This window comes from Stieleria marina (assembly GCA_007741555.1).
Classification (GTDB): Bacteria; Planctomycetota; Planctomycetia; order Pirellulales; family Pirellulaceae; genus K23-9.
This window is the reverse complement of sequence record CP036526.1, coordinates 3,513,132-3,535,188: the sequence shown is the minus strand read 5'-3', so window position 1 is coordinate 3,535,188 and position 22,057 is coordinate 3,513,132. Positions and strand designations below refer to the sequence as shown.

Below are 22,057 nucleotides of genomic sequence, written 5' to 3'. Positions count from 1 at the left end.
ACAAAAAGGAACACAAAACATCACAAAGACCGACTAGAAACGCGATGATGCAGTTTAACTGAATCAGCATCCGGCGTAACGACAAACATTCATCGCGACAAAAATCAAAGACTACCTTTGCACATTATTGACACCTGCGCAACATAATCCGATCGGACGCCGTTTGTTTTGGAGCGTCACCCCTATGCGAGGAGACAGCGGACGGGACGAAATGCACATCGAGAAACAAAGCATCTTGACCGCGACACAAGTTCCAATCTTCCGTTTCAGCAACGTTCGATGAGCCGCCATCGATGCTCGGTTCGTGGGATTAATCGACACCAGCGCGCGTTCTGCATCTTCATCGCTCACCCGATCAATCACATTGGAAATCAGATACCGATAGATGCCCCGGCGACGAAAGTCCTTGTCGACATAAGCCGAGTAAAGCCACCGCGAATCGTCGGGCAACAGCAGACGTACCCCCAAATCAATTTCATCGAATGATCCTTGCGTCACCCAAATACCAGCGACAAAGATCTCATCGCGTTCGCTTTGCACAACCCACGGAGTCTGGTGCTGGGCCGACGGATCGTCTTGATTGACCGTGGTGAATGTCAACTGTTCGGCCTCGCGAATCTGTTCGTCGCTCCGGCAGCAAATCAATTTCCAATTTTTCGCATCGCCGTTAGACCTCACATCGCCACTGGACTTCACTTGCCATTGGCAATCGGTCGCCAATTCGTAAACACTAAACAAGCGAAATCGAAACAGACTCGCAGGCACGATTCGATTGACAACGACGCCAACGCTGTAGAGAAACCCACGCGACCGCAATCCAGCAAGATGTTTGACGACGGAATTCACAGGTGCGTCGCGATTTCCTTGAGAACCCATCGTCAAACGTTGCGTTGTCTTCGCGCCAGCAATCACTTGCTGTCACCAGCGTAAACACTGACAGGATCCAGGTAGCTCACCGACGAAACCGGCAGAGCCGATCGGTCAAAGCGACCTGTCGCTATCCAAGTCTGCGGCTCTGCAAAAACTTCTAGCCATCGCGAACTGGACTGAGCCGTGTTCTCCACCGTCAACAGTTCCGACACCGCATCATTGGCCAATTGAGTGACCGGTCGGATCACGCCGATCGACTCTACCGCACCAAGCTGATCCGCGGTGTTGACATTGCGAACATGCGCCACTGATTCACTCAAAATGAACTGCATTTCAGAAGCCTCTTTTTCGATCGAAAAAGCCTCACGGTGCAGCTTTGAACCAGAATCCGATGCCGTGCCATCAGGCACCGATCGATCCATTCCCCCCTGGTTCACTCGCGTGCCCTGGAGCGAGGCGACGAGAATGGGGTTGGAATAGTTTACCGCAATGTGACGATAGGTTTCGGCGTTTGGACCCGGTGTGTTCGAGTTGCGAATCGCCCAGGCATCCCAGGCACCATCGGGTGCCGAATGCGTCTGCTGATCATTCGCGCTGATCTCAACGACGTTGTCTCCGACACTCTCTGCCGCGTCAAACGGTTCCGCTTTTGGTGATTTTGCAGCAAGCTGATTGATGTCGCTAAGCTTTACAGTTCTCGATCCTGTACTAAGGGCGTCATCTGACACACTTTCTTTTTGGCTGGGTTCGAGTTTGCTTTCGGATCGCAACGCCTTCAACGAACGCTTGTTTCCCCGGCCGTAGATCACTTCAACCGTCGTCGGCATCTCGCGAATTTCCGCTACCGACGATCGACGATCCGAAACCGTCCTCTTCTGGCCAGTGCCGGCTTCGGCAGAAATACCCTCGGTAACGACTCGACTGGCACTCACCCGCTCGCCGCGAACGACGCTCGCCGAAACATTGGCGTCCGTGACCGATGTCGCGGACGCTGACAAGGATGATCGAGTCGCCGAACTCGTTCGCAGATCAAACGCATTGCTGGGAGCATTGACGGACGCAGATCGAATCGATTGAAACGTACTGTTCTTGAGCGACGAAATCGCCGAAGGCAATGTCACCGAAACCACATTTGCCGATTTCGCAGTTGGCACGTTCGCAGGTGGCCCGCTTGCTCCCGATGGCCGCAGCGGTTGAACCTGGCCTATCGTTTCCGCAACAGGATCCGCCTGGATTGCTGGCGGCGAATCCACAATGACGCTTTCGCCGCCAATTTGCACCGGACTACCAAGCAGTGAGACAGAGTCCATTGAAATGGAGGCCTCTGCCGGCAAGCTTTCGCCAACTGAGGTCGCAGGTCGTGTTATCGCCGGTGTGTTAGGCGTTTCATCAGCAACCTGAATCAATTCAACAACTGATTGATCAAGAGCTTCCAAGATCGCTACCTTCGGCACGTCAAGCTTGGTGTCTTGGACTGGCTCGACCGTTTGCGGCGTTGTGTCGGTCGTTGGGTCCACCGCAGGTTGCAATGGCAGTGGCGGAAGCTCGGCAGGAACCTGCTCGGCAGCAATCGGCTCGGCAGCAATCGGCTCGAGCACTTCCGTAAAGTTGACGCCCGTCGTCAGTGTCTCCGCCACGGCAACTGCTGGCTCCTGATCGACCAATGCAGTCTCCGCGGGCAATACGTTTTCGTTCGTCGTTCTCTCCGCTTCAAGAAAATCGTCTAAACGATCACCCACCAAATTATCTGTGACCGGATCATCAATTTGAAGCGACTTTGATGCGATCGTCTTCACCGACGCCATCGTCTTTGCATAGCTTTGCCGAGCGGCTTCGTTGAACGCCAAGCTTGCATCGATCAGTCCGATGTGCAGCTCGAGGTTCCAGTCCGCCCCTTCATCGTTGCCGGTGACGTCGGTCGAAATCGCCACGTCAGCGCCACTCAGAGCGGCAAATGATTTTGCAAATCGAAGTCCCGTTTCGCCCGCACCCGCGTCGCAGCCATAGATCAAAATATCAGCGTCTCGCGTCAAACTTGCCTTCCATTGCCGGATCGAATCGGATGCGGCACGCAGACTGGATTGATCGATGCCCCCGTTCCCCATGACCAGCTGACCACGCTGCCCATGCGACACCAAGTGAACGGCCGACACGTTGCGCCGGTGTTGCAAATGCTGAGTGATCTGTTCGATGGCATCCGACTGGCGATCGACCAAGATCCATTCGGCCCCCTGGTCCATGCCAGCCAACAACACATCGGCATCTTCGATTCTTGAGTCGATAAACACGATCGACCGACCGGAAGCACTTGCCAAGTTGTCCTGTGATCCTTGCCTTGTCAGCTCCGTATCCACCTCGGTGCCAACTAGCGAATCCGTAGGCATCACGGGCAATGAGCCCACCGCTGTGGCGGTGTCGCCGGCGAGTAGAATCCGTGGCTCAAGTGGCGTCACTGACCAAGCTGATTGTTGCCGACCATGTCTTGGTGCGGGCATCGGTTTCAACAACCGGGCCCCGATTGCAGACAATGGTTTGCACGGCGACTGGCGAGGCGTTTTGCGCGTTTTGCCGGGCCAGCTCAGCAGTCGATGCCAACGATTCAAAGCGTGTTCTCCACGGCGATCTTCAGAATGATAAAAGCAATCGCAACGCAGCTCAGGCACATCTCGAATGCTTCCCAAACGCCCCACTTTACACATCGTACGCGATGCCTATCCGTGCCGCAATTAGTCCAGCGAGTCCAGATTGCTGCCCGATGACCAGAAACTCTAATCCTTTTTCTTCGCCCGGCGCTTGGCTTCCAGCAGCCGTTCGGTATAGCTTGGTCCGTCAGGCTGAGAGTCAGGTTTGGATGCTGCAGTCGGCTGGGAACGCGGAGCCGAAGCCGGATTGGACAAATCGATTTCGGCCGCATCCGGGTCCACTTCCGTTGGCTCAAAACGTACGCTCGCACGTCGCCGCTGAAGCGATTCGTCGACTGCCTCCTTGTTCTTTTTCAACGCATCCAAGCGGGCCGTCACGACCGCGTCATTCTCACTGGTGTCACCGCGAAGCCGTTTCATCGCGACTCCCACCCAATTGAAATTGATCGCAACGCGCCGCACCATCACGTCGGCCAAGAAAAGACAGCATCCTGTCAGTACGAACCAAGGCCACGCGTCTCGGATACTTCGTGCCAAAGCCAGCCCGCCACGAAACGAATTGGTGTCGACCAACTCTTCGGTTGCTTTGTCATCCAGAGGCACCGTCACCCTCCCCGCTTCGCCGCCTTTGGGTATCACCGATGCCAGCGAGTCGATCAGCGCCTGATTGGTTTCCCGAACTCGATATTCAGAGCTGTACGGAACCGTCACGCCCGTCGACAACGGAGCGGCACCGGGACCAGGCAACACATTGATAAAATAACTGCCCGTTCCATCCACCGGAAACGATCCCACGTATCGGCCTGGCGCGGCTTGACGCATTCGCAGGGCGACGGGTTTCAGGTCGGGATTCAGTGCCGAAGCATTCATGTCCAGGAAGTTCAAAAAATTGTCATCCTTGCCCAACGCATTGACCACCACTTGGACTTCCCCATCACGCACCTGCGTCGCAATCGAAAACTTTCCATTGTCACCCGTCGGACGCATCAACCAACGCACCAGTTGGCTATAAAACTTGTCGTAGCCGCCCCAATCGTTCCATTGTCCAGCCCACCTAGCGCCAGCGTCCGTGGTCAAAACCGCCGTCCGCCCCAAACCGTAAGGCCAGACTGCCAGCACCGTGGCGTTTTCGGCTTGCTCGGGTTTAGGCGATTGAATCAGCACTTGCGCCAACGGACTGTCCTTGGTTTGCGTAAACACAAACCCACGGATCGGCGGAAGCACTGGATCGACGCCTTCCAGCAGTGCGTGTGGAAACACAATCGATGGCACGACGCCACCAGGCGGTTCGAAGACCAGTGGCCTGGCAACTCGACGCGCTTCGCGTTGAAAAATGCGCGGCAGGGCTTTCCCCGATGCAACGGCGTAGTACTTGCCGCCCGTTGCTTGGGCGATATTGCGCAGACGCCGGCTTTCCGTCAAACCGTGCGAAGCGACCGCGACGGTGCTGATCGTGATATTGTTTTTCTTAAACGACGCAATTGTCGAAGGCGACGGATCACTGGGGTCGCCGTCGCTGATGATGATGCAGTGTTTGACCGAAGCGGGAGCACGCGTCAAACTGGCGGCCGCCATCCGCATCGCAGGGTCAAACTGAGGCATGTCGCCGGGCGTCATGCGTCCAATCGCAGCCAACATCGCTTTGCGATTGGGACCGACGGACAACAAGCCGTTTTTGCCGCCCCAGAGCCACTCATCGCCGCTCATCGACCAATGCAGCACTCCCCCTAGATCCGCTGGTCCCAGCTGTTCGATCGCCGCTCTTGCGATCACTTTTTGCCAGTGATTACCGTCCGCCATTTCGCTCGCATGCATGATCAGTGCGAGAGCCCCGACAGCTTCGACCTTGGTATTCTTGATCTTAAAATCGACCGGCATCGCCTTTTCGATTTCTGTTCCCGTCCATCCGCCAGCTCCCAGCGCCTCGGGACCACCGATCATCAGCAGCCCGGCACCAAGCTGCTGAGTATTGCGGACCAACATTTCGATCTGTTCGTCCGAAAACGAAGTGATCTGGTCGGTAGTGTCGCCCGACACTCGAGGCACTCCTGCCAAAATCACAGCATCGTAGGCTTGGAGTTCGGCCAACGTCCCAAACAATTGATTGGTGTACTGCTGCTGAACTTCGATGTCCGCGTCTCGCAAAGCGTCGATCATCAGATCAAAATCACCTTCCTGATTCGGATCCTCAATCAACAGCACACGCCCCTTTCCACGCACGTAGGTGTACGCCGTCGCGCTGTTGTTTTGATAAAGCCCATCGTCGTCCTCCGAATCCGGAACAATCTCCGCCTTGTAGATATATGGCGCCGGTTGATCGATCGTGTGTTGCATCGGAATCACCGTCTTGCCTTTGCCCAGTTTGACGGATTCCTCCAGTAGCAGCGTTTCGTTGCCGCCGACGATCTGTTTCACACGCAGCTTTGCATTGGAAAAATTCTGACCATCGCCGTCGGTGTAGTTCTGAATGACGACTTGCGCGGGAAACGGCTGGCCTTTGCGGATGTTCGTTGGCAAGTCAATCTTTTCGACCAACAGTTCTGACTTTGCATTTAAGATCACCGGCACGACATCGATCCCAATGCCTGCCGCCGCCAACCGTGCAACCAGCTTTTGTGCTTGCCCCAAGTTTTCATTGCCGTCGGTAACGATCACGATACGTCGCGAAGTATCGTCCGGCATCGACGCCTGCGCCAGATTCAGCGCTGACTCCAAATTGGTCGCATCGCTTCGTTCGAGCAAACTTTCTAGCCGACGCAATCGAATGTCGTCGTCAAACGGAGGGATCTCGATCGAGGCATCGCGACCAAATACGACGATACCCGCCCGGTCTTCGCGTGTTCGATCGCGGTGCCGACTGACGTTTCGCACCACGTAGTCCAGCATTACTTGTCGTTTGGCCAGCGGAATGCTCTCGGATTGATCCAACAGATACATCACCGTGACCTTGTCGCTGACCCACACCATCTGGACGCCCGCGATCGCAAAGACAATCGCGGTCCAAACGATCGCTCGAAAAAACATCGCAAACCAACGACGATACCGACCGAGCGCCGAGAGCGACGAAAAACCGACCCACCACAAAAGTGGCAATCCGATCAGCAACCAAAGGTAGCCGGGGTGATCAAATCCAAGTCGAAAGGGAAGCATCAAGCATTCTCAGCAGGAAGAGAAAAATGAGCGGCATCGGCGTTTGTTCCGCCAATCGCGACGGATGTCTGCGGGCGGTAATAAATAGCTGCAAAAACGACCAACGCACCGCCAATCATACCGGCACCCAAGATCGAAAGCGAAATCATCACCGCGGGAAGCGCTAAAACATCGGTTTCGCCCGTCGGCGCAAACGCGACGCCCACGACACTGATCGCGTTGTTGACAAAGTGTGCCAGCATGGCGGGGAACAATGATCCGCTTCGGGCGACCACAAAACCAAGGAAAAAACCTAGTGGCAATACAGCCACCGAATGCACAAAGTCCATGTGAAATGCAGCAAACATCACCGACGCGATTGTCACGCCAATTACTGGATTGAATGAACGGATCAACCGGGTTTGCACGTACCCGCGAAACAACAGCTCTTCGCAGACGGCCGGCGTGACTCCGATGATCAAAGCCAACGGCAGCAAAAACCCCGAATCGCAGTGATCGCGAAACACATCGGACATCATTTTCAAACTATCACTTTCGATCATGAACTGACCTAAGATCAAGGAAGAAACAAGCCCCACCAGAGGCGCTGCGGCGGCGACTGCCAGCCAAGTCCATACGGGCCAATTTCCGCGTACCAGCGATAACCGCTGGCGAATCTCGACGGGCGAAAACTGGGCCGCCAAGACGGACGAAATGAGTAGCATCAACTGCGGAGGAATCACGACCAAACAAAACCCCAGTCTTGATTCCATAATGGAAACCAACGTAGCCGGCTTCGCCAACGCTCTCGGGTCGCTTTCCCCGAGCACCAAAACCATCGCAACGAAGATCATGACCGTGCTGACAAACACACACAGCACCAGCGCCATTGCCGGAACCGCCAGCGCTGTCCAAACCCGGGGTCGGATCCCACCAACCGCTTGAGCAACAGGAATGGCTTCCAAAGCCGCGGGTTGATCGACAGAATCGAAAACTGTTTCTGCCGCGGGTGTCGCGTAAGGATTCCCATCGGGTTCCACAGGCGACTCGGTCGGATCACTCGGCGACATAAACGGCTTTCAAGTCAACATTAGATTTTGATAAACGACAAGCAAAACAATCGTATGCACGATTTGCACCGAAACAACATTCGTCCTGCGACAGCATTGATTGGCAAACGCTTCAATTCCGCTGTTGACCGAAAACGCGTTCTCAACCAAATCGCGGCGACCAACATTGTATGCGAAAAGTAGCTCCAGTCGAACATGCCCGCGTTGCCTATCCTAGCGAATCACAGTCGAAATCGGGACGTTCCAGGCAACACGCTTTGGTCTGCCCGCTGCCATTGGCAAATGCCGCGTCGTTGGCAGAACCGATTGCACGTCTGCGCAGGCGAAGGGTGATCGAGTTGGTGTAGAATATCGGCCTTCCATCCAACGGGTCGAAACCAACCATGCTTCGGCAAGAACGAGATCGCTTCACCACTATGCAACTTACCGCGACCCAACGTATCGCAAGACAAGGACAGACCGTGATCGAAATGGCAGTTGGGATCATTCTGTGCAGCCTGTGCATTTCGGTAGCGATGCCATTGCAGGCGGCCGATCCTGACACGGACATGGCGGCGACAAGCGAGTGGGGCGACGGCGAAATGCTGTTTGCCTTGAAAGTCAGTCAACTATTCGCTGACAAATGCAACGCCTGCCACGGTGATGATCCCGACAATATCGAAGGCGGGTTCGACATGCGGTCGCGAGAGTCGATCCTGGTTGGCGGCGACGCTTTTGAAGATACCGTAGTGCTGCCCGGCATCGGTCAAAAGAGCATGTTGCACGTTGTCACAACACGACGTGAATCCGGCTATGAAATGCCGCCCAAGGAATCCGAAAAGCTGACCGAAGAACAAGTCAATTGGATCCGCAAATGGATTGACCTGGGTGCGTCGTGGCCGAATCAGTCAACGATCGAATCGATTCGCAACAAGTACGCGCAAGGCGTCCAAGTCCCGACGTCTGGCGGCCTCAGTGACGATTGGTCAAACCGGCGTTACCAAAGCGAACATCTTTGGGCCTACCGTCCGACGCAGAATTCAGTGGTGCCCGATGACCAGCACCCGATCGACTACTTCGTCAACAAGGCTTTGCGTCAAAAAGATTTGGAGCCCGCAGCCGACGCCCTCCCCTACGAAGTTTGTCGAAGATTGAGTTTTGGACTGACTGGCCTACCACCTTCGGTTCAGCAGACTGCCAACTTTGCAAAATCATACTCGGCTGATACTCAGAAAGCCGTAGCGGACTACGCCGACACGCTGATGTCGTCGCCGCACTACGGAGAGCACTTTGGTCGCCACTGGTTGGACGTTGGTCGCTACGCAGATTCCGCTGGATTTGCAAACGACTATGCTCGGCCAAACGCTTGGCGATATCGGGATTATGTCATTCGCGCGTTCAACAATGACCTGCCCTACAGCGATTTCGTCCGGCAACAAATTGCCGGCGATGAGCTATCGAACACCGATTCGGACAATTTGATCGCGACCGGGTTCTTGCGAATGGGCCCGTGGGAGCAAACGTCGATGAGCGTTTTCCGAGTCACTCGGCAACAATGGCTCGACGACGTAACCGATTCGGTAGGGCAAACTTTCCTGGCTCATCCGCTTCAATGTTGCAAGTGCCACGACCACAAGTTTGATCCGCTCCCGACTCGCGACTACTACAGCGTGATGGCTGTCTTTTCGACGACTCAGTTCGCAGAACCCGACGTCCCATTCACTGATGATGAATGCCAAACCGGATTCGAGGCGGGCGACCAATGGACCACGGCCAAAATCGAAGCCTACAAAAAACAGCAGCAGGAGCTTTCGCAAAAAATCGCAGCAAAACGCAAAACAGAAAGCGCAAACGCCAAGATCGGCGACAACGGATTGGACCCGGGCGACGAAGCGTCTCAAGCTCGCATGAACAAGAACATCAAACGACATGAATGGGAGTTGGACAAAACCCGTCCAATCGCATTGTCGGTGTACACCGGAAAAACGGTCGCCAGAAACAATGTCAGCGGCCGACTCACCGTTCCTTTGAATCCTTGGAAAAAGGGTTACTTCGAGAAGGACACGATCCTGACTGGCGGCGATGCGTTTTCGCCGGGCGCCCCCGTAACGCCAGGGGCACTGAGCGCCGCAGAACGCATCGGGGACATGCCATCGCGTCCCTTCCCCAGCGGCAAGGGCAAGCGTCGAATGGCGTTGGCTGACTGGATCATCCACGACGACAATCCGCTGACCAGCCGCGTGATCGTTAATCGTGTATGGAGCTGGCATTTTGGCAAGGGAATCGCCGGCAACCCCAACAATTTTGGCGCCACAGGTCGACTGCCAACGCACCCCGAATTACTGGACTATCTGGCCAACTGGTTCGTTGACAACGGATGGTCGATCAAAAAACTAAATCGTTTGATTGTCCAATCGCAAACGTACCGGCGCAGTTCACGCCACTTGAATCCCGAGCAAGTGGAAGCGAAGGATCCAAAACGAGACTTGTACGCGACTTTTTTGCCACGTCGATTGACGGCAGAAGAAATGCGAGACGCGTTGCTGTCGTGCAGCGGCGAACTGAATCGACAAATCGGCGGACTGCCTTGCCGACCGGACCTGAATCAGGAAGTGGCCATGCAGCCGCGTCAAATCATGGGTGGCACCGCATCGGTTTACGAACCTGACGCACTGCCGCAACAACGCAATCGGCGCAGTATCTATGCGGAGAAAATCCGCGGACTGCGTGATCCATTCTTCGAGACATTCAACCAACCCGGCCCTGACCGATCCTGCGAACTTCGAGAAACATCGACGGTCGCGCCGCAAGCGTTTACGTTATTGAACGCCCAAGAAATGCAAGATCGTTCGCTCGCGTTTGCCAAATCACTTCTCAGTCGAAACGACGACGCAGACGACGTGGTACAAGACGCGTTTCAGATTGCTTTGGCTCGAATCCCCATAGAATCTGAACTGCAGGCTGTAAAGTCGCATTGGGATCGAGCAATCAAGTCAGAGCAGGGCAAGTTGTATGAACCGGTTCGATTGGACACCAAGATTGTTCGCACCGTGATGGCAGAAAAAACCGGCGAGCCGTATGACTTCATCGAAATCATGCCGGCCTACGCAAACTATGTTCCCGATGTGCAACCGTCGCAGTTGGATGCACGTACGCGAGCGCTCGGCCAAGTGTGCTTGGTGCTGATGAACCTGAACGAATTTTCTTACTTGGACTAGTTCCGAATGCTCCCCTCGATCGCCCCTTCTCGGAACTCGGCAGCAACTTGACCATGAATCCATTTCAGCAAAACATCTATCGGCCACGTCGCGACTTCTTGTACGGCTTAGGCGCAAGTCTCGGGTCGGTCGCGCTTACATCGATGCTGCAGGCAGATGAACCGTCCGCGACTGTTTCTCAAGTCCCGCATTTTCCGGCGAAGGCTAAGCGTTGCATTTTTCTGATGATGGAAGGCGGTCCTTCGCAGATCGATACATTTGACCCAAAAGCTGAATTGACAAAGCGACATCTGCAAGAGTTCTCGCGGAGCGGCGAAGAGCAGAGTGCCATGTCATCGGGCAAACGCTACTTTGTTAAATCACCTTTCAAATTCAAGAAGGCCGGCCAATGCGGTGCTGACATCTGTGATCAGTGGGTTCACCTCCAAGAGCGTGTCGATGACATCTGCTTCTATCGTGGTGCGCAAGCCGAATCGGTCAACCATCCGACGGCTTGCTACCACATCAACACTGGCAATCGGTTCGGCGGTGATCCTGGCGTCGGAGCTTGGGTGACTTATGGACTGGGGACGTCCAACAAAAATCTGCCCGGATTCGTCGTGCTGCCTCGTTCCAGTTATCCTCAAGGCGGCGCGGCAAATTGGTCCAACGGTTTTCTGCCGGCTGAGTACCAGGGCACGCCGCTTCGTCCTCAGGGAAGCCCGATTCTGAATCTGAATCTTCCAGCCGGAATGACCTCAGATCAACAACGAGAGAATTTGGATCTACTGGCCAAGCTAAACCAACAACACTTAACCGGCCGTCCCGGCCGCAGCGAACTGGCCGCCCGCATGGGATCGTACGAACTGGCCTATCGAATGCAAAGCGAGGTGCCGGGGATTCTTGATATCGATGGCGAAAGCCGCTCGACACTCGACATGTACGGTATTGGTGACGCCAAGACCGATCGCTTTGGTCGAAAATGCTTGCTGGCCCGGCGTTTGGTCGAAAAGGGCGTGCGTTTTGTACAAGCGTACGCAGGCAACTGGGACAGCCACGACTATATCGAACGAGCCCACGGATCACTGATTCGCAGCGTCGATCAACCCATCGCAGCGTTGCTTAAAGATCTAAAACAGCGAGGAATGCTGAAGGACACGCTCGTGTTCTTTTGCGGCGAATTTGGCCGCACGCCAGACAACGGATTGCGAGGCGGCGGAAAATCATATGGGCGTGACCACAACGCCAAAGCGATGACGATGTGGTTCGCAGGCGGCGGTGTCAAAGCCGGTGAGACGATTGGAGCCACTGACGAGGTCGGCGGTGAAGCGGTCGAATGCGTGCATCCACTGCGCGACGTTCATGTCACGCTCCTTCGGTTGCTCGGCTTGGACGACAACAAGCTGACCTACTACCACGCTGGTCGGTTCAAACAGCTCAGCCAATTCGGTGGGGACGTGATCAACGAATTGATCGCCTAGGCAATTTGCCGACGACTTTTCACGGCGATGCCAGCGGCTACTTTTTCTTTCCCGGCGGGATACTCAGCTTCACCGGAGGCGACTTATCCGACGGAATCTCTTCGCTCAGCTTAGCGGTCCCAATTTCTTCGTCCCAGTTGCAATTCATCAACAGGTCGAATCCTGGGTTCTGGTTTTTCACCTGACACGAACAAGGTCCGATGATGAATCGCGACGCAATGCCGATAGTGTCCTCTGCAATTCCCTTGCCAACCAAGGCGTACAAGACTCGCCCTCGACCGAGCACTGGAAATGCCATCGGTTGTTTCAAGTCAGCTAAATCCGGTTCACTGGACAACAAAAGATCGAGTAGAAATTTTTCTTTGGGATCATCACGGTTCAGCGTAATGATCGAAAACTCCAATCGCAATTCGATGTCCACTTCTGCCAACAACGCTTCTTCGCCTTCGACCTCCTCTTGTTCCGGCAATTCCAACGAATCCTGGTTTCGCTGAACCTCTCTTTGCAGTGTGGCCAGACACTCATCATCTTGGTCCGGGTCCCCAATGGGAACAAAGATCCAGACGGCCGATTGTCCGCTCAACAAACGCTTGGCGATTTCGGTTCGGACGGGAGATCGTGTAACGTTGTCGATCGCGTCGGATGACAAACGAAACGTCCCCGCAAGTGGATCCGGAATTTCCTGGGCATTCTCGGGATACATCACGGCCAGCAGCGGTTGGTTCCTCGATCCATGCTGCTCCCATGTTACTTTGGCAAAACGGTTTTCGGATTGATCGGTGCGAACAATTCGCACATCAAAATTGCTGGACACGGACGACGACGATGACGATCGGCCGGCCCGTTGACGCAGTTGGTCAACTTGCTCGGCCTCAGTCTCAGTCAGCTCTCGATCGCAGAGCACCAGCAGTTGGTAATGGTCCGGCTGCCATCTTTCCAGTGCATAGCGAAACACCGGCACTTGGCATGCCGCCAATACTCCCGCCAGTATCAGTGCGAAAGAAACTCCTGCGATTCGGCGGTCTCGAACCCCGTTCGACAACCACTCTACTGTCATTCCGATCATTTGTTTCGCCTGATTTCGATCCCAGCCAAACATGCTTGGCCGGTCTTGGACTGAAATTTGAATTGCATCTCGTCGGCCGCGGACACGCCACGCAACGTGCGTGTCACACTTGGGTGTTGGGCATCTAGTGTGACATCGCTTAACACGGTTTTGTCGCCCAGCAAAACATCAAACACGCGGGTGGTCAATTTGTCGGGTGAACAGGCAAAGTGAAACGTCACGTCATAAGTCGACGTGCGTACGACGCGGTTGGCATCGCTTGGCAGAACTTCGTCGGCATCAATGACCAAGCGGGGCGCCTTTTTGATACCGGCCTTGGAAGAAGACGCCACCCGTTTGCCACTGCCAGTTAACAAGAAAGCCATCGAATTGCCAGGTTTCCAATCCGGCCGAGCGATCACTTCGCGAATCAGCCGAGACAGATCCGGGGTCCGATGCGCTTGTGTGGACTGACCTTTTTTGGTCCACGGCTTGGGTTTCCAGCCGATCTCCGACTTGGTCTTGACGCGAGAACTCACGTCATGTTTGGTCGACTCGAATGCCGACGCGTTCCCGGTCTGTTCGGCCGTCAGAATCAGCGTCGTGGCTTCGCTGGATGTTTCGTCACAAGTGAACTGAATGTAGGCCTTTCGGATTTTTGATTCGCGCCCCAAGTGGACATCGTTGAATCGCATTCCAACCAGCTGTGCATTTCCGTCTTCACAGAGTTCCAGATCGGTACTACCAAGATTGACGTCGCCGCTTTCGGACTCTTCGGCATCGTCGGACGAGTCTTCGATAACGATCCCGCCTTTCATCGTCGATGGCGATTTAAGTTCCAAGCGAATCTGCAACGACTTGATCCCGTCCACGCCCGACGCCGAAATCCAAGGAGTCTGACTGCCCAGGACTCGAGACGAGTGACTCTGAAAATAAGTGGCATCGCTATTGATACGAATATCGACCGGAGCCGAATCACCTGCAACGACTGGATGTTCGATCCAAAGCAGTCCGTTGGCGTCGCGTCGATCGCCGGGGGCGCCAAGGTTAAGGGCAAGCGACGAAATGTCCCTGTCGTCTGGCAGCACCGCGACCTCATTGCTGACGCTCCACATTTCCATGTCGGGCATGTGCACCAACGCCAAGGACGTTTGGTTTTGGTAAGAGCAACTGCACGTGCGAGTGTAGTCAGGTGCATTGAGGACTCCATTGGCCACGACAAGGTTTGATGTGCACCCGGATTTGAATCCCCCTAGGTTCCCCGTCCCTGATTCGCTCAACATGTCGTAAAAACCCGCGGCACCGGAGCGAAACGTCAAGAAGTTTTCCGCCGCAATGATATTGTTGCATCCGTAGGCTCGCGTGATTTTCCAAGGCTGCATTTCGCCCGTCAACGGATTGCGAACCAAACGCTGCTTTCCGGTCAACAAGCCGAATGCACCTGCCGATTCGCTGTACGAATTTGCGTTGGTGATGATCAGTTCGTTGTGCAAAATGCAGGGACCGGCGTAGTTCAGATCATTATTCTGCCAAACAACGTCGCCATTCTTGCCACGGTACACCGCCATTCCTCGCGCGGCTTCGGTCGACAAGCGATCGCTTGCTTTGGAACCTGCCTGCAACAGAACATTGTGCTTTTCGGAATAGCCTAGCCAAGTACCAAAGATGTTCTCATTGATCTCCCATTCCGGTTTTCCCGTAACAGCGTCCAACGCGACGATTCGATAGGTATCGGGATTCGTTTTTCCACGGCGACGCATCGCGTCTTCGATTTGCTGCGGGTTCTTGTCCAAACAAAATATCTTGCCGCCGCCCGCGACGATTCCGTTGTGCCAAAACGAGTGCTTAGCGTCGGCCCGCCAAAGCTGTTTTCCACTTAGACGGTCAAATCCAATCAACGCCACACTGGCAGCACGGTCCATGCTTTTGGATCCGAACCCCTTCTTGTTCGTTTTGAGTCCTACGTCCGAAGGAAACTCAAGCCCATGTCGCTGGCGAAAATTGGCAAACCCGACTCCGCCAATCAACACGTCTTCGTAGACTCCGATGTATCCCCAATCCGGAATGCCACCGTCGTCGCCCTTGGGCAATTGAATCTTCGCGATCGTCTTGCCGGTGGCAGGATCCAGAGCATGACACACGTTGCCTTCGACGATGTAAACACGTTCCTCGGTGACGACGTAGTTCGTTCCTCGCGCGTTAGCACCAGGAATGTGAACTTGGTTGTACTTCGGATCCAGAGGAACGTCTTCGTAGGTGTCGTCGTAGTAAACGTCGAACGTCCCCAGGTCGCTAAACTCGCGTTTCCAGAGCACTCGGCCGGTGTAGACGTCCCGAGCACTTAGGAGGTTCATGCCTTGGATAAACAATCGTCCGCCAACGACTTGCTCGGGCGGCCCGTGACCGTGTCGTGGCAACACGTCCATGTTGCTACTGCCGCCAAACCACAACACTCCCAACGGCAGTTTGACACGACTATCGTTTGATTTGACCGAATTGGAGATGTCGCCGTATTGATGAGTCCAATCAGCCGATCCAGGCAACGATCCAACGCGGGTAACGAAAACGCCAGAATCTAAACGTTCGATTTCGGCCTGTTCCAATTCCAATGATTCGATCCGGTCTGCTAAGGCGTCATTCCCTTCGACGTACATGAGCCCACCATAAGGACGGACCGATTGATACAGCTGGGCAATCGTTTCATCGCTGGCCGATTCAGCAACTGCTTGATCGACGTGTACAAAGTGAGCGATGTACTGCGGAGCCCGAAAGTTCTCAGGTTTGCTGTGATGCAGTGTGACTCGGCCGTACAGACCTTGGGCGTCCAATTGCTGTCGAACGCGATCAAAGCTTGAATCATCCGAATCGATGATGGCTAACTGCTGAAACTTCGAACGACTAGCACTCGCCCATGCCCCGATGCTGTCAGCCTTGCCGTACCATAATGCAAATCCGGTGCTGTCGACCCGGGAGAGCAGTTGATCGACGCGATTACCGGACGCTTTAGGCAACGGAGCATTCGCGATTGATTTCGCATCAGCAGGATCAAGTGAAAGTTCGCCGTTTCCAAATGCAACGATTTGCCCTTCTAAAGTGACGGCGAACAATTTGTCGTCGGCCGCGATCAGTCGTTGAATCGATCCTGAAACCGGAAACGCCTGAACGACCTTCGGTGATCTACCCTTTCCAGGCATCTGGACTACCGCGATGGCATCGGCTCCCGCGGCGTACAATTTGTCACCGGCAACGATCACGTCGCCGCTTCCGTCGGCTTCCACTTGCCAAATTTGCTTTTCGTCTTTGTACGCGCGGACGACTTGCTTGCCGTCCGCCACAGCGGCTGCGTACACCACGTCGTCTTGCAAGACAGGTTCATTGACCTGAAAAGCCGTCTTCACACCTTTGCCCATTTCAAAGCAGCGCGTTCCTCGCTCCCGTGTGTGCACGTAAAAATGGTCGTCGGTCGCGGCGACAAATGAACCGCCGGTTCCCTTGCCGCCCGCGTTAAGCTCGAAATAACGTAGTTCGCCACTGGCACGATCAAGCACCGCTGGCACAGACCGGCCGCCGGGCACGATCAAGTCCTGATCCGTCGCCACCAACGCGCCTTGCGGAGCCACGCCAGCAAAAGCGGGAGCACTGTGCGGCTGCTTAATGTACTGCGAACCGGTGCGATCATTGACCCAACGAATCTCACCCGAATCAGCATCCAAGGCGTAAATAAACGTTCCCATGAACGGCCAAATGCTGGCAGCGAAATAAACCGTTTCGTCTCGAACAACAGGTCCGCCGCGGGCTGGCCAAGCGGACGTTAAACGAAGATTTCCGATCGCGTGCTGCGAATGGGGAGCACCACTGAATTTCCAAAGCAGCTTTCCGTTTTTTGCATCGACGCAGTACAAAAAACCGTCATCGCTACAAAAGAAAACGCGATCTTTCCAGCCGACCGGTGGCAAGCGAACCGGACCCTCGGCATAAAAACTCCACAGCTCGACTCCCGTGTCCGCGTCCAGTGCAGTGAGCTTGTCGCGATCATTGAAACCGATGAACAGACGACCGTCCAACACGATTGGTTCAAACACGCGATCATAAGTCATCAAGTCTTGATTCAGAGGATCGTCCCAAGTCTGAACTCGACGCGAGTATTCATTTGACCAGATTGGATTCAATTCATCGGGCAACGAATGGGGCGACGCAGCACCTCGCGCTGAATCATAACGCCACATGGGCCAGTCCTGCGCCGCCGCGGGAACAGCACACGCTACTAACAGAACGCTTGCCAGAAAAACAAACAGAGACTTCATGGGGTTCAGCAAAGCAGTACGTTCAGTCATGTGAAATCGTGATGTCATGTCCTGCGCACAGGATCATAAGAAAGTTGTTGGTCGAAATTGCCGTCCAAGACAAACTTCCGAATCGCAAAGCTACGCGGTTGGCAGCATGCCAACCGCGCGGTTTGATTCAGCTAGTCTTGCCGGATTACTTCGATCGCGGCAATCGTGGGCAATCGCTCAGGGTCACTGGGATTCAGAGTAACGACCAAGTTATCGGTGACCGGCACGTTTTCAAACGTCAGCACCTGAGGATCAACGGATGCTTTGTCGCTGCCAGCGACCACCACCGCTTTGCCAACCACGTCGTCTTGAACACGAATGTCAAACGCAGCAGTATCGGACGCATCCAAATTGGCAAAGTGCAGTTTGACCGTGTAATCGCAGGCGTCATCTTTGCTGCCCAACAGCGGGATCACCAAGGACTGAAGCCCCTTGGCACCGGAGGCGTACACCCACGGCTTGTCGGTACCGTCGATCGTTACCGAGTCCGGATTGCGACTGTACCAGCCTCCACCGCTTTCCAATTTTGGTTCCAAATCCAATTCAAATTCAAGGCGTTTTCGACTGCTGGGTCGAGGGTACCCCAACCATTCGTTACCAGAAATGTCTTTGCGGTCACCCGGTGCGCCCAAATTGATTCCGATTCGTTTAACCGGAGTCGTTGGCCCGACGGCGCTGAAAATTCCCCAAGACTTGTTTTGCGTTTTGGGTTCCATCACGACCGTCGACGCAATCGAAAACTGACACACACAACCGGCCGTCGCTTCGGGAATCATCACCAACCCGTTCCCCGGAATCGCATTGACCCAACATCCCAATCGCTGTCCGGCAAAGTGCCGCGTCCCACTGTCCTGATACAGATCGTAGTAGCCGATAAAACCCGAGCGAAAGAACATCATGTTCGGAGTCGCGGTGATCACACCACAGTGGTGGCCCGGTCGACTGAACCGCCACTGACTGTCTTCTCCCGTCAGCGGGTGAGGGCGTGTTTTGGGTTGTCCCGTATGCAAATCAAACGCCCATGGTTCTGCATAAATGTCACTGCCGACAATCGCAGGCCGGTTCATATAGTTGGCGTTGCGCGACCATAGTTCGGCTCCGTCTTGGGCATCTAAAACCAGCAGTTTGCGTTTTTCGAACTGTCCGGACAAAAACTGTTTCCAGTAGTGACCGTTGGCGTTGGCGCCGCAAAGCACCACATGATCGTCCGCATACATCAACGTCAGCGATCCACCGCCGGAACTGACGTTGGTCGTGTCGGTCACGTTGACGGGTTTTTCCCACAGTTTTTCGCCCGTTCGACGGTCCAGAGCAACGGCGAGCCGCACATCGTACGCCTTCATTTCCGCTTCGGCTTTCTTCGCTGCTTCGCCGGACAAGTCTTTCAGATCGCCTTTGTCTTTCAGATAAAGCTGCTGGCGTTCCTCAGGCGTGATCGAACTGTCAATGAAATACACATGCTCGGGTCCAATCGCGATCGTTGTGTGCAGAATATTGTCACCGCGGTACGTCCAGATTCGTTTGCCCGAAGCGACATCGACCGCAAAGATTGCATCCGTCTGACTTTTGACCGTCAATCCACGTCGTCGCAGACGTCGATCCAACTCTTGGCGGATCGTGCTGGTTCCAAACACTTGCCCCGAATCATAGGCCAAGTAAGCCCAGGCACGCTCAATTCCATCGGGTGACTCAGGTGTTGTATACGTTGCGATCGCCTTGCCGGTCGCTGCATCGAGCGCCGTGCATTGATTGTCGACGGCCACGAATAACGCGTCATCACTGGCCGCCAGATTGTGCGTTTCGCGGTTGTTGAAAACACCGGTACGAATCGCGCCAGGATTGGCGTAGTCCCACAAAAACGTCCCGTTGTAGGCGTCGTAAGCCATCAATCGATCCGTCCCTTGGATAAACATCCTGCCATTGGTCGAAAGCGGTGCTCCCGACGCTTCGTGCCGATTAATCATCGCGCTGGGGCCGGGATCGCCGTACCACAAAACACCCAAGCCATCGCGAATACGATGATCATCGGCATACGATGTATTCGCTGCGTTGCCATATTGATGCGACCAATCGCCCGCACCGGCCAGCTTTCCGCGTCGCACAAAATGCCAAGGCGACTTGCTGGTCACTTCACCTTCATCGGTCTGATACAGCGCGGTCAGCCAGGACTGCATCTCTGTTTGGCTGGCGGCTTGTTCGCCCGGTGTCGCGTCGGACGATTGCCCCACGATCGCAACACCGCCGCAGGGTTTCAGAAATCGCGAAATCGAGTCCGCCTTGCAAGGTAGACGGCCCGTCCGAAGCATCGATTCGGAGACGATCAAGTTAGCGAAGTAGTTTGAAAAGGGAATCAGATCCAAAGGCGCCTGAACCACGGTCACTCGTGTCGCGTGAAGCCCTGTCGTTTGCAAATTCGCTCTCGCCCGCTCAGCCGTGGCCCGGTCTGGTTCGACGACAAAGACATTCAGTTCACTTTGAATCGCAAGCTGATAAGCCAGTTCCCCCGATTCGCAACCCAACAACAGCGCGTATCCCTTGGACTGATTACTTTCGCGAATGATCTCTTGGGCTGCATTTGCGTAGAACTTGTCAGCATCGGCAAAAGCATTGACAGCGGGCGACGGCCACGTTGCTGGTTCCCCCGCATCACGACGGAATCCATAGATTCGGCCCGCGTCCGTGCTGACGGTGAGCAGCCCATCGTCAAACGCAAGACCACGCACATTGCCAACCACGTCATGTTTCCAAAGCTCTTTGCCCGTTTTGCGATCGAGCACGACAAATTCGTTCAATCCGCCAGCAATCACGGTCGATGCGGTCGCGATCAAAGCGTCGTCAAAACTGCTTTCGTGTTGCCACTGGATTCCTACGCCCATGTACTCTTTCATCTTCTGCTTGGCCTGCTTGACCTTCTTAGGCTCTTTTCGCCACTCCCGCGCCTTCAAAAACCATTTCTGTTTTTCCTGACTTGCTTTGGCATGTTCGGCGCGATTGACGCAAAAGATTTTCTCGCCATCCAACAGATACGCAAACTCGTCGGCCAACACCATCTGCCGACCATTGATCCAGGCTTCACCAACGTCGCCGCTGTTTTCGTCCATTGCCAAGAAGTGGTGCGCCCCGCCTGAATAAACCTGTCCGTCGCCCAACACTGCTTTGGTTCCGCCGACCACACCACCAGCATCAGTCCGCCACGAGTGCGTCCGCTGGAAAATGATCTTGCCAGTTTTTTTTGACACGGCGACAGGAAGTGATCGGCCGGAGGGCACAAACAGATTGTCTTTGTTGCTGAGTAAGTAACCTTGCGGCGACAGATCATTCCGGCCGGCGTCTTGCTGGCTGATCATGTCGTTTTTCCAAATGACTTTTCCATCCCGCGCATTCACTGCACAGAGGTAAATCGTTTCGTGGGGAAAAACACCGGCCCCGAAGTACGCGATGTCACCATCGATCAGAACACCGGTGCGCACCGGCCAACGCGAAATCATCTCGCCTCGCGAAATCAGCCGATCGTCTTTGCCGGAAACTCGCATTTGCCAGACGACTTTTCCGTCCGCTGCGTTCAAGCAATAGACTTTGCCGTCATCGCTGCCAAAGTAAACATTGCCAAACGCCAAAGTGGGAGCCAAGCGTATCGGCCCATCGGTATAGAACGTCCAAAGGGGCTTGCCGGTTTTGGCGTCAACACAGTGAAGTTGATGGTCCACCGAGTCCCCAAAGAAAACCCGTCCGTCGGCCGCGACCACTTGGAAACAGTCGTCAAAGTCGACGCGATGTTTCATCTCGTGACCTTCGATCGCCGCCTCGCGCGGTCCCGACCAAGCTTTTTCGGGTTTGGCGGGTGCCGTGTAAGTCCAGGCGAGCTTCAAGGACGGATCGAGCGTTTGATCCGAGAAGCCGGCGCGGGTGTTTCCGTGCAGGTAAGCCGGCCAGTCAGCATTGGCAGTCGTTACTACGGCGAACAAACACGCCAAAAACAAACAGCACTTCAGAGACAATTTCATGTCAAAGCCTAGGGAGGATGAAGCGAGGCTAAGTAGGAGGGACGATTATTGTAACCATATCGCCACGCGGCTGCGCAGCTTCGGCGGGCAGCCAACATGGCAAATCGCGTTTTGCGACGGCGGCGACTTTTAGCGGAGCGGCGCGAGCCGTCCAGTTGTTAGCGGAACGGCGCGAGCCGTCCGGTACGTCAAGGACCCGATCGCGTGCGCCATTCCGCTAAAAACCAATCTTCGCTCGTCAATAAGTGATTCGTCCTGGGAAGCCAATTGAATCATTTCAGCAGAATACGTCCAGTAAAACCACCT

Annotated in this window: 9 protein-coding genes; 2 read left to right on the top strand and 7 right to left on the bottom strand. The window is 54.8% G+C overall.

Features of this window, described 5'->3' with window-relative positions; genetic code table 11:
- Positions 1–111: 111 nt before the first annotated feature.
- The 4 genes from K239x_RS12285 to K239x_RS12270 form a co-directional block, all read right to left on the bottom strand.
- Positions 112–876: a GNAT family N-acetyltransferase gene (locus K239x_RS12285; RefSeq protein ID WP_145418328.1), complete on the bottom strand. Its 765-nt coding sequence runs from the start codon at positions 874–876 to the stop codon at positions 112–114.
- A gap of 32 nt (positions 877–908) precedes the next feature.
- Complete coding sequence (locus tag K239x_RS12280) at positions 909–3,323, bottom strand: DUF4347 domain-containing protein (RefSeq protein ID WP_419189977.1); 2,415 nt, start codon at positions 3,321–3,323, stop codon at positions 909–911.
- Positions 3,324–3,638: 315 nt separating this feature from the next.
- Entirely contained in the window at positions 3,639–6,662 is a 3,024-nt protein-coding gene (locus tag K239x_RS12275) for a VWA domain-containing protein (protein ID WP_419189976.1), read from the bottom strand.
- Entirely contained in the window at positions 6,662–7,711 is a 1,050-nt protein-coding gene (locus tag K239x_RS12270) for a CPBP family intramembrane glutamic endopeptidase (RefSeq protein WP_145418322.1), read from the bottom strand. Before K239x_RS12270 ends, K239x_RS12275 begins: the two co-directional genes overlap by 1 nt.
- Before the next feature lie 416 nt (positions 7,712–8,127).
- On the opposite strand from K239x_RS12270, the gene K239x_RS12265 reads away from it, so the two are divergent.
- Together K239x_RS12265 and K239x_RS12260 are read left to right on the top strand one after the other, a co-directional pair.
- The gene (locus K239x_RS12265; protein WP_419189975.1) at positions 8,128–10,908 is read left to right on the top strand and encodes a PSD1 and planctomycete cytochrome C domain-containing protein; all 2,781 of its coding nucleotides are present in this window, start codon (positions 8,128–8,130) and stop codon (positions 10,906–10,908) included.
- Positions 10,909–10,961: 53 nt separating this feature from the next.
- Positions 10,962–12,368, top strand: a complete 1,407-nt coding sequence (locus K239x_RS12260) for a DUF1501 domain-containing protein (protein WP_145418320.1) — start codon at positions 10,962–10,964, stop codon at positions 12,366–12,368.
- Positions 12,369–12,405: 37 nt separating this feature from the next.
- On the opposite strand, the gene K239x_RS12255 is transcribed toward K239x_RS12260, so the two are convergent.
- The 3 genes from K239x_RS12255 to K239x_RS12245 all read right to left on the bottom strand — a co-directional run bounded on the left by K239x_RS12255 (position 12,406) and on the right by K239x_RS12245 (position 21,751).
- Positions 12,406–13,425: a hypothetical protein gene (locus K239x_RS12255; protein WP_145418318.1), complete on the bottom strand. Its 1,020-nt coding sequence runs from the start codon at positions 13,423–13,425 to the stop codon at positions 12,406–12,408.
- A gap of 5 nt (positions 13,426–13,430) precedes the next feature.
- Entirely contained in the window at positions 13,431–17,747 is a 4,317-nt protein-coding gene (locus tag K239x_RS12250; RefSeq protein WP_419189974.1) for an outer membrane protein assembly factor BamB family protein, read from the bottom strand.
- A gap of 131 nt (positions 17,748–17,878) precedes the next feature.
- Entirely contained in the window at positions 17,879–21,751 is a 3,873-nt protein-coding gene (locus K239x_RS12245) for a PQQ-like beta-propeller repeat protein (RefSeq protein WP_145418313.1), read from the bottom strand.
- Positions 21,752–22,057 lie beyond the last annotated feature (306 nt).